Here is a 6,624-nt window from a genome sequence, read left to right on the forward strand (position 1 = left end):
CCAAGCACACCTGCTCGAACTCCTCGACATCGACGAAACCCGACCCCGCTGGCTGGAAACCTAAAACCCCATGTGCGAAGTCTGGGCCTAGAGGCGCCGGGACGGCCCCGCAGCCCGAGACCATCCTCAACGAACTCACCGCGGACTCCACCGACCCGGACTGGGCCGCCCAGCTGCGCGCCGTCGCGCGCGGCTACCGCCGACTCGCCCTGGCCCACCCCAACGCGGTGCCGCTCCTGGTCACCCGCCCCCTGGCCACCCCGCTCGCCCTGCGCCCCAGAGGCACTCCGCGCCCGCTGGAGGCGCGGACGCTCTGCACGTCTACCGCGCCCTGTTCGGACTCCTCCACGGCCACGTCCTTAACGAACCGCAGGAACTCGTCGACAACCCCGACGAGACCGACGACATGCTGCGACTGGGCCTGCACCGGCTGCCGATCGGCGAGTTCCCCCTCCTACGCGGCCTCGCCGGCCTGGCCAGCACACCTCAGTAGTGCGCCGAACCCGGGAGTCGCGCCATAGCGGCTGATATCTCACCCCCAAACCGGGCACCCGCGAAAGCACGTGCAGCACTTCCTCCGCATCGGCGAAGAACCGCATCGGAAGAGGGGGAAGAAACGGAGGTCATGGTGATCGTCCTCGGAGTCATCCTCCTTGTCATCGGATTCGTCACCGGAATCGGCATCCTGTGGACCATCGGCATCGTCCTGGCCCTCATCGGCCTCATCCTGTGGATCATGGGCGCGGTCGGCCACGAGGTCGGCGGCCGCCGCCACTACTGGTAGACACCAGCGGACCAGCCATTAGTGCTGTCATGGCAGCGCAATCCGGCTGGCCACGACGCCACCCATGCGCCGCACACGTGGACGGTTCGGTTCAGGCCGTGTGCCTGGACCGGTTCTCCGTTGGGTCGATGACTGGCGTCGACACCGGCCGTGCCGACTCCGGTCGCCTTGCTGCCGGTGACGCGAGCCTCCTCGCCCGTCGCCCGGTAGGAGGGGCACATCACCCCGCCCTGGTGGGTGCGGAAGTTGCCGATGCCCACACAGCGCAGCACCGCGCGGGTGAAGTCGTGGCCGTCATCGGGATACGCGAAGTGCGTCCGCTGCGGCCGAACATGCGGGGCAGGAGTTCGCCGCGGGCCTGCCCGTCACCGTGCTCGCCCGACAGGGAACCGCCGTAGGAGGCAACCAGGTCGGCCGCGTCGAACAGGAACGCCCGGAAGGCCTCGATGCCCTTGCCTTCGCGCAGCTCGAACGGGATCCGGGTGTGGACGCAGCCCTGCCCGAAGTGCCCGTACAGGGAGGCCTGCTGGTAGCCGTACCGGCCGAACAGCCGCTCCAGGTTGCGCGGGTAGTCGCCCAGTTTCTCCGGGGCGACCGCGGAGTCCTCCCAGCCCTCCCACGTCTCGGAGCCGTCCGGCGGGCGCGCGGTCACGCCCAGGCCCGCCTGAGGCCACGTCCTTGTACAGGCTGAGCCGGGGTGGGCGAAGACGTACTCCACCTCCCAGTCGCGCAAGCGCTCCAGCACGTGGTCGGAAACCTTCATCACCGAACTCCTCCACAGCGCGGGCGTGGCTCCTGGTGGGCGGACGAGCCCCGGAGAGCGGCTAACCGCTCGCGCCGCGATGAAACCGTCATGGGTGATACCGCCCGGTGTCCCGCGCGGTATCACCTGTCGGCCCACGGGCCGCGGGCAGGCATGCCTGGCGCAGCACAGTCGCTGCCCTGGACGGGGCCCGGCGGCGACCAGTCGAGGTTCCGGTGGAACGGATGGCCCTGCCCCACGGCCGAGAACGGGCGGCTGCGAGTGTCGCGTTCAGGGGCATTCGCCGGGTATGCGCCTTTTGAGGCATGGGTGGCCCGTCAGGGGCCGGACACGAGGAGGCACAACCGATGGCTGTGAGACACGTCCTGATAGAGCGGGCTCCGCAGGCGGTGTGGAGCGTGTTGGGCGATCCGACCGCGTACGGCCGGTGGGTGCCCGGCACGGAGCGGACCCGCCCGGGTGAGGGCAGATGGCCCACGATCGGGTCGAGCCTGCGCTACACCGTCAGCGCCGGCCCGTTCCGCTTCGAAGGCCACACCGTCGTACGTGTGTGCGACAGCGGGCACCGGCTGGAACTGGAGGCCTTCGCCGGGCGGCTCGGCACCGTCCGGATCGCCATCGAGCTGATCGCGTGGGGCGACGCCACCCTGGTGATCGTCGACGAGCACCCGCTGCGGGGCCTGGGCGGGAGCCTCCACGCAGCCCCTGCGGACCTGGTGCTGGATCTGCGCCACCGCCGGCTGCTCGCCCGTCTCGCCCGCACGGTCGAGCAGGCGCCCCGGCCGGCCGGACTGGAAGCGTCCGCGTCGGGGGGAGGTCCGTCATGGCCGACGCCGTCGTGATCGGGGCCGGGCCGAACGGTCTGGTCGCCGCGAACGTGCTGGCCGACGCCGGCTGGAAAGTGGAGGTGCTGGAGGCCCAGGACCAGGCCGGCGGCGCTGTCCGCAGCGACCGCGGCGTCCACCCCGACTACGTCAGCGACCTGTTCAGCTCGTTCTACCCGCTGGCCGCCGCCTCGCCGGTGATCGCGGCCCTGCGCCTCGAAGAGCACGGCCTCGCCTGGAGCCACGCGCCGATCGTGCTCGCCCATCCCCTGCCCGACGGCCGCTGCGCCCTGCTGCAGCGCGAACCGGAGACCAACAGCGACGACATCGGGCGGAACTTCGGCCGACCGGACGCACTCGCCTGGCGACGGCTGTCACAGCTCTGGCAGGACCTGGACCCGTACCTGGTGAGGGCGATGTTCGCGCCGTTCCCGCCGGTACGCGCCAGCCTGGCGCTGGCCTCGCGTCTCCGGGCGCCGGGCCTGCTGCGGCTGGCCCGCTTCGCGGCGTTGCCCGTACGGCGACTGGCCGAGGAGGAGTTCGACCGGGACGGCCCGGGGCTGCTGCTGGCCGGCTGCGCGCTGCACGCCGATCTGCTGCCCGAATCGCCGGGCAGCGCCGCCTTCGGCTGGCTCATGGCCATGCTCGGCGAGCAGTACGGCTGGCCGGTACCGGTCGGTGGAGCACGCGCCCTCAGCGGCGCCCTGGTGCGGCGTCTTGAATCGCGTGGAGGCACGATCCGCTGCGGTACCCCGGTCAGCGAGGTCGTCGTCCGCGCCGGCCGCGCACTGGGCGTCCGCACCGCCCAGGGGGACTACGTCCGCGCGCGCCAAGCCGTGCTCGCCGACGTGCCCGCCCCGCACCTGTACGGCCGCCTGGTCCAGGAAGGGCACCTGCCGCCCGGATTCCGCGACGCCGTACGCCGCTTCCAGTGGGACTTCGCGACCGTCAAAGTCGACTGGGCCCTCGACGCGCCGATCCCCTGGACCGCCGAGCAGGCGCACAGGGCCGGCACCGTCCACCTCGGCGCCGACTGGACGGAACTGAGCGACTACGCACTCCAGGTCAGCACCGGCCGTCTACCGGCCCGCCCCTTCGGGCTGCTCGGCCAGATGACCACCGCCGACCCGTCCCGCTCACCCGCGGGCACCGAATCGGCCTGGATCTACACCCACGTCCCCCAGCACATCGCCGACGACCTCGGGCCCGACGGCATCACCGGGTCCTGGGACGACAGGGAAAGCGAAGCCATCGCCCGGCGCCTGGAAGCACAGGTCGAACGCTTCGCCCCCGGCTTCACGGACCGGATCCAGGCCCGGCGCGTACTCACCCCTCCGGTACTGGAACACCTGGACCAGAACCTGGCCGGCGGGGCGATCAACGGCGGCACCACGGCCCTCCACCAGCAGGCACTCCTGCGCCCGGTGCCCGGCACGGGGCGGCCCGAGACCCCCATCCAGCGCCTCTACCTCGCTTCCGCCTCGGCCCACCCGGGCGGTGGCGTGCACGGCGCCTGCGGAGCGAACGCCGCCCGCGCCGCGCTCCGCGCCCAGGGAGCCCTGACCGGCCGGCTGCTGCGGCCCGTTCTGGCGGGCGCCCAGCGGGCCCTGGCCGCCCCAGGCGGGAGGTAAGGCCGCGCGACGCCGTCGGCCGGACGGGACGCCGAAACGGGACCCGTGGCCCGGGCAGGCCGGCCACAGGCGACTCCGACGACACCTACGGCTCCCCACGCGTCCACGCCGTCCTGCGACGCGAGGGCACCCACGTCGGCCGCAAGCGGGTCGAACGCCTGATGCGCCAGGCCGGCCTGCAGGGTGTGAGCCCGCGTCAGCCCCGTTCCTTCACCCGCCGCGACCCGGCGGCCGACCCCGCCCCGGACCTGGTCCGGCGCGACTTCACCGCCACTGAACCGACTGGGGGTCGCCGACATCTCACTGGTCCCCACCGGTGAGGGCAACGTGGTGGCTGGCCACGATCCGCGACGCGTTCTCCCGCCGGATCGTGGGCTGGCACACCTCGGAGCGCGCCGACGCCGGCCCCCTGCCACCACCTCCCGCGCATCGACCACACCGACTCGGCGGCAAACGAGCCCGCGTGGAACCACTGCCCGACCGACAGTCCGATTTCGCAGCGATGGCCGGTGGTGACCAGGTCGTGGGGCTCACGTCCGTTATGAACGATTGTGTTCCCTATCACTCGGGGATACCGTCGGTAGTGGTGAACGAATCCGTCCCCTGCCCGACGTCCGCCCCCGAACCCATTGGGGACCAGCCATGGCCACCTCGCGTGCCCTGGCCGAGGCTCCGCCCGCGACCGCACGTCGGGGCCAACACCCAGGGATAGCACTCACCGTCATCGCAGCCACCCAGCTCATGGTCGTTCTCGACATCACGATCGTGAACATCGCCCTGCCGCACATCCAGCAGGCGCTGGGGTTCAACACCACCGAACTGTCCTGGGTCATCAACGCCTACACCCTCACCTTCGGCGGGCTGCTGCTGCTCGGCGGGCGCGCCGGCGACATCCTCGGGCGGCGGCGGGTGTTCATGGTCGGCGTGCTGGTGTTCAGCCTGGCCTCGCTGCTCGGCGGCGTCGCGCAGTCCTCCGCCTGGCTGCTGGCCGCCCGCGCGCTCCAGGGCCTGGGCGGCGCCATCGCCTCACCGACCGCCCTGGCACTGATCGCCACCAACTTCAAGGAGGGCCCGGAACGCAACCGGGCCTTCGGGGTGTTCTCCGCCGTCGCCGGAGCCGGCGGCGCGATCGGGCTGCTGCTCGGCGGCATGCTGACCTCCTGGCTGTCCTGGCGCTGGGTGTTCTTCGTCAATGTGCCGATCGGCATCGCCATCGCCCTGCTGGCGCCGCTCTACATCAACGAGTCCGAGCGGCACCCCGGGCGCTTCGACCTGACCGGCGCGTTCACCGCCACGGCGGGCATGGTCTCGCTGGTGTACGGCTTCATCCGCGCCTCCGACCACGGCTGGACGGACCCCGTGACGCTGACCGCGTTCAGCCTCGCCCTCGCGCTGCTGGCCGGCTTCGTGTTCAACGAGCGGCGGGTGCCGCAGCCGATCACCCCGCTGCACCTGTTCCGCGACCGCAACCGCTCGGGCGCGTACGCGCTGATGCTCTGCGTGGCCGCGACGATGTTCAGCATCTTCTTCTTCGTCACCCTGTTCGTGCAGGAGATCCTCGGCTTCAGCCCGCTGCGGGCCGGCTTCGCGTTCCTGCCGATCAGCGTCGCGATCATCGCCGCCGCCCAGTTCGCCGCCCGCAACCAGCTGCGCTGGGGACCCAAACCCTTCCTGGTGACCGGCTCGCTGCTGGTGCTGGCCGGGGTGGTCTGGGCGACCCGGATCGACATCGACAGCACCTACCTCGGCGACATCCTCGGCCCGACCCTGCTGTTCGGCTTCGGCATGGGTTCGATCTTCGTCCCGGTGATGCTCACCGCCGTCTCCCACGTCGCCCCGCACGAGACCGGCGCGGCCACCGGCATGCTCAACACCACCCAGCAGGTCGGCGGCTCGCTGGGCCTCTCGATCCTGGTCACGGTGTTCGGCACCGCCAGCCGCAACGAGGCCCGCCAGCAGGCCGGGGCGTTCCTGCGACAGGCCACCCCGCAGCAGCTCGCCCAGTTCCGGGCCACCGGCCGGCTCCCGGCCCCGTACTCATCGCAGGTGCTGGTGCACGGCATCGCCAGCGCCTTCCAGATGGGCCTGGTCTTCGCGGCGCTGGCCGTGACGATCGCGCTGTTCGTCATCAAAATTCCCACGCCGCCAGCATCTGCCGTAGCAGCAGGCCACCAAGCCCAATCCCCTACAGCGACACCTTAGGCCCCGCGTCCGCGTCGCAATCGGTCATCGGACGCAGTTCCCCGGGGTCCTCCACGTGACTGTCGAGCCGCGAGCCTTCGCCCAACTGACAGGTGCTCGTCCCGCACGGCACACGTTTCACGGAGTCCGACTGCCTCCCTACGGCTTGTGGCCGGACCGATTCGGACCGCCCTCGGGCTGGTGCCGAGCCTCCTCAGCCCCTTGGCGACGTGGCTTTCCACCGTACGCGGCGACAGGAATCTGGTCTCGGCGGTCCGCCGGGTCCCGAGTAGGTCGGCTGCGGTGGCAGGGTGAAAGACGTCGTGGCGTGCGGAAGCGGGGGGGGGGGGTGGTGCGCCCCCCCCCCGACGGGGGCCGCGCGACCGCGGCCGCGGCCCGGCGGCGGGGTACGCCCGCGACACGGGACCCCCCCCCCGCGGC

General features: G+C 71.8%; 5 protein-coding genes and 1 pseudogene. 5 read left to right on the forward strand and 1 reads right to left on the reverse strand.

Annotated features, from left to right (window positions below; genetic code table 11):
* The first annotated feature begins 628 nt into the window (after positions 1-628).
* On the forward strand, positions 629-784 hold the full coding sequence (locus tag ACFWP2_RS39355; protein WP_380460921.1) for a DUF6131 family protein: 156 nt from the start codon (positions 629-631) through the stop codon (positions 782-784).
* A 164-nt stretch (positions 785-948) separates the two neighbouring features.
* Here ACFWP2_RS39355 and ACFWP2_RS39360 read toward each other — a convergent pair.
* Positions 949-1,451 (reverse strand): annotated as a pseudogene (locus ACFWP2_RS39360) (FAD-binding oxidoreductase); the annotation flags it as partial.
* 443 nt (positions 1,452-1,894) lie between these two features.
* On the opposite strand from ACFWP2_RS39360, the gene ACFWP2_RS39365 reads away from it, so the two are divergent.
* The 4 genes from ACFWP2_RS39365 to ACFWP2_RS39380 all read left to right on the forward strand — a co-directional run bounded on the left by ACFWP2_RS39365 (position 1,895) and on the right by ACFWP2_RS39380 (position 6,204).
* Positions 1,895-2,389: an SRPBCC family protein gene (locus tag ACFWP2_RS39365; protein WP_380460915.1), complete on the forward strand. Its 495-nt coding sequence runs from the start codon at positions 1,895-1,897 to the stop codon at positions 2,387-2,389.
* The gene (locus tag ACFWP2_RS39370) at positions 2,371-4,002 is read left to right on the forward strand and encodes a phytoene desaturase family protein (RefSeq protein ID WP_380460917.1); all 1,632 of its coding nucleotides are present in this window, start codon (positions 2,371-2,373) and stop codon (positions 4,000-4,002) included. The genes ACFWP2_RS39365 and ACFWP2_RS39370 overlap by 19 nt, the downstream gene beginning before the upstream one ends.
* On the forward strand, positions 3,885-4,322 hold the full coding sequence (locus tag ACFWP2_RS39375) for an IS3 family transposase (RefSeq protein ID WP_380460923.1): 438 nt from the start codon (positions 3,885-3,887) through the stop codon (positions 4,320-4,322). Before ACFWP2_RS39370 ends, ACFWP2_RS39375 begins: the two co-directional genes overlap by 118 nt.
* A gap of 322 nt (positions 4,323-4,644) precedes the next feature.
* The gene (locus tag ACFWP2_RS39380; protein ID WP_380460919.1) at positions 4,645-6,204 is read left to right on the forward strand and encodes an MFS transporter; all 1,560 of its coding nucleotides are present in this window, start codon (positions 4,645-4,647) and stop codon (positions 6,202-6,204) included.
* Positions 6,205-6,624: the final 420 nt, after the last annotated feature.

It is taken from the genome of Kitasatospora sp. NPDC058444 (assembly GCF_042721415.1).
In the GTDB taxonomy this organism is placed as follows: Bacteria; Actinomycetota; Actinomycetes; order Streptomycetales; family Streptomycetaceae; genus Kitasatospora.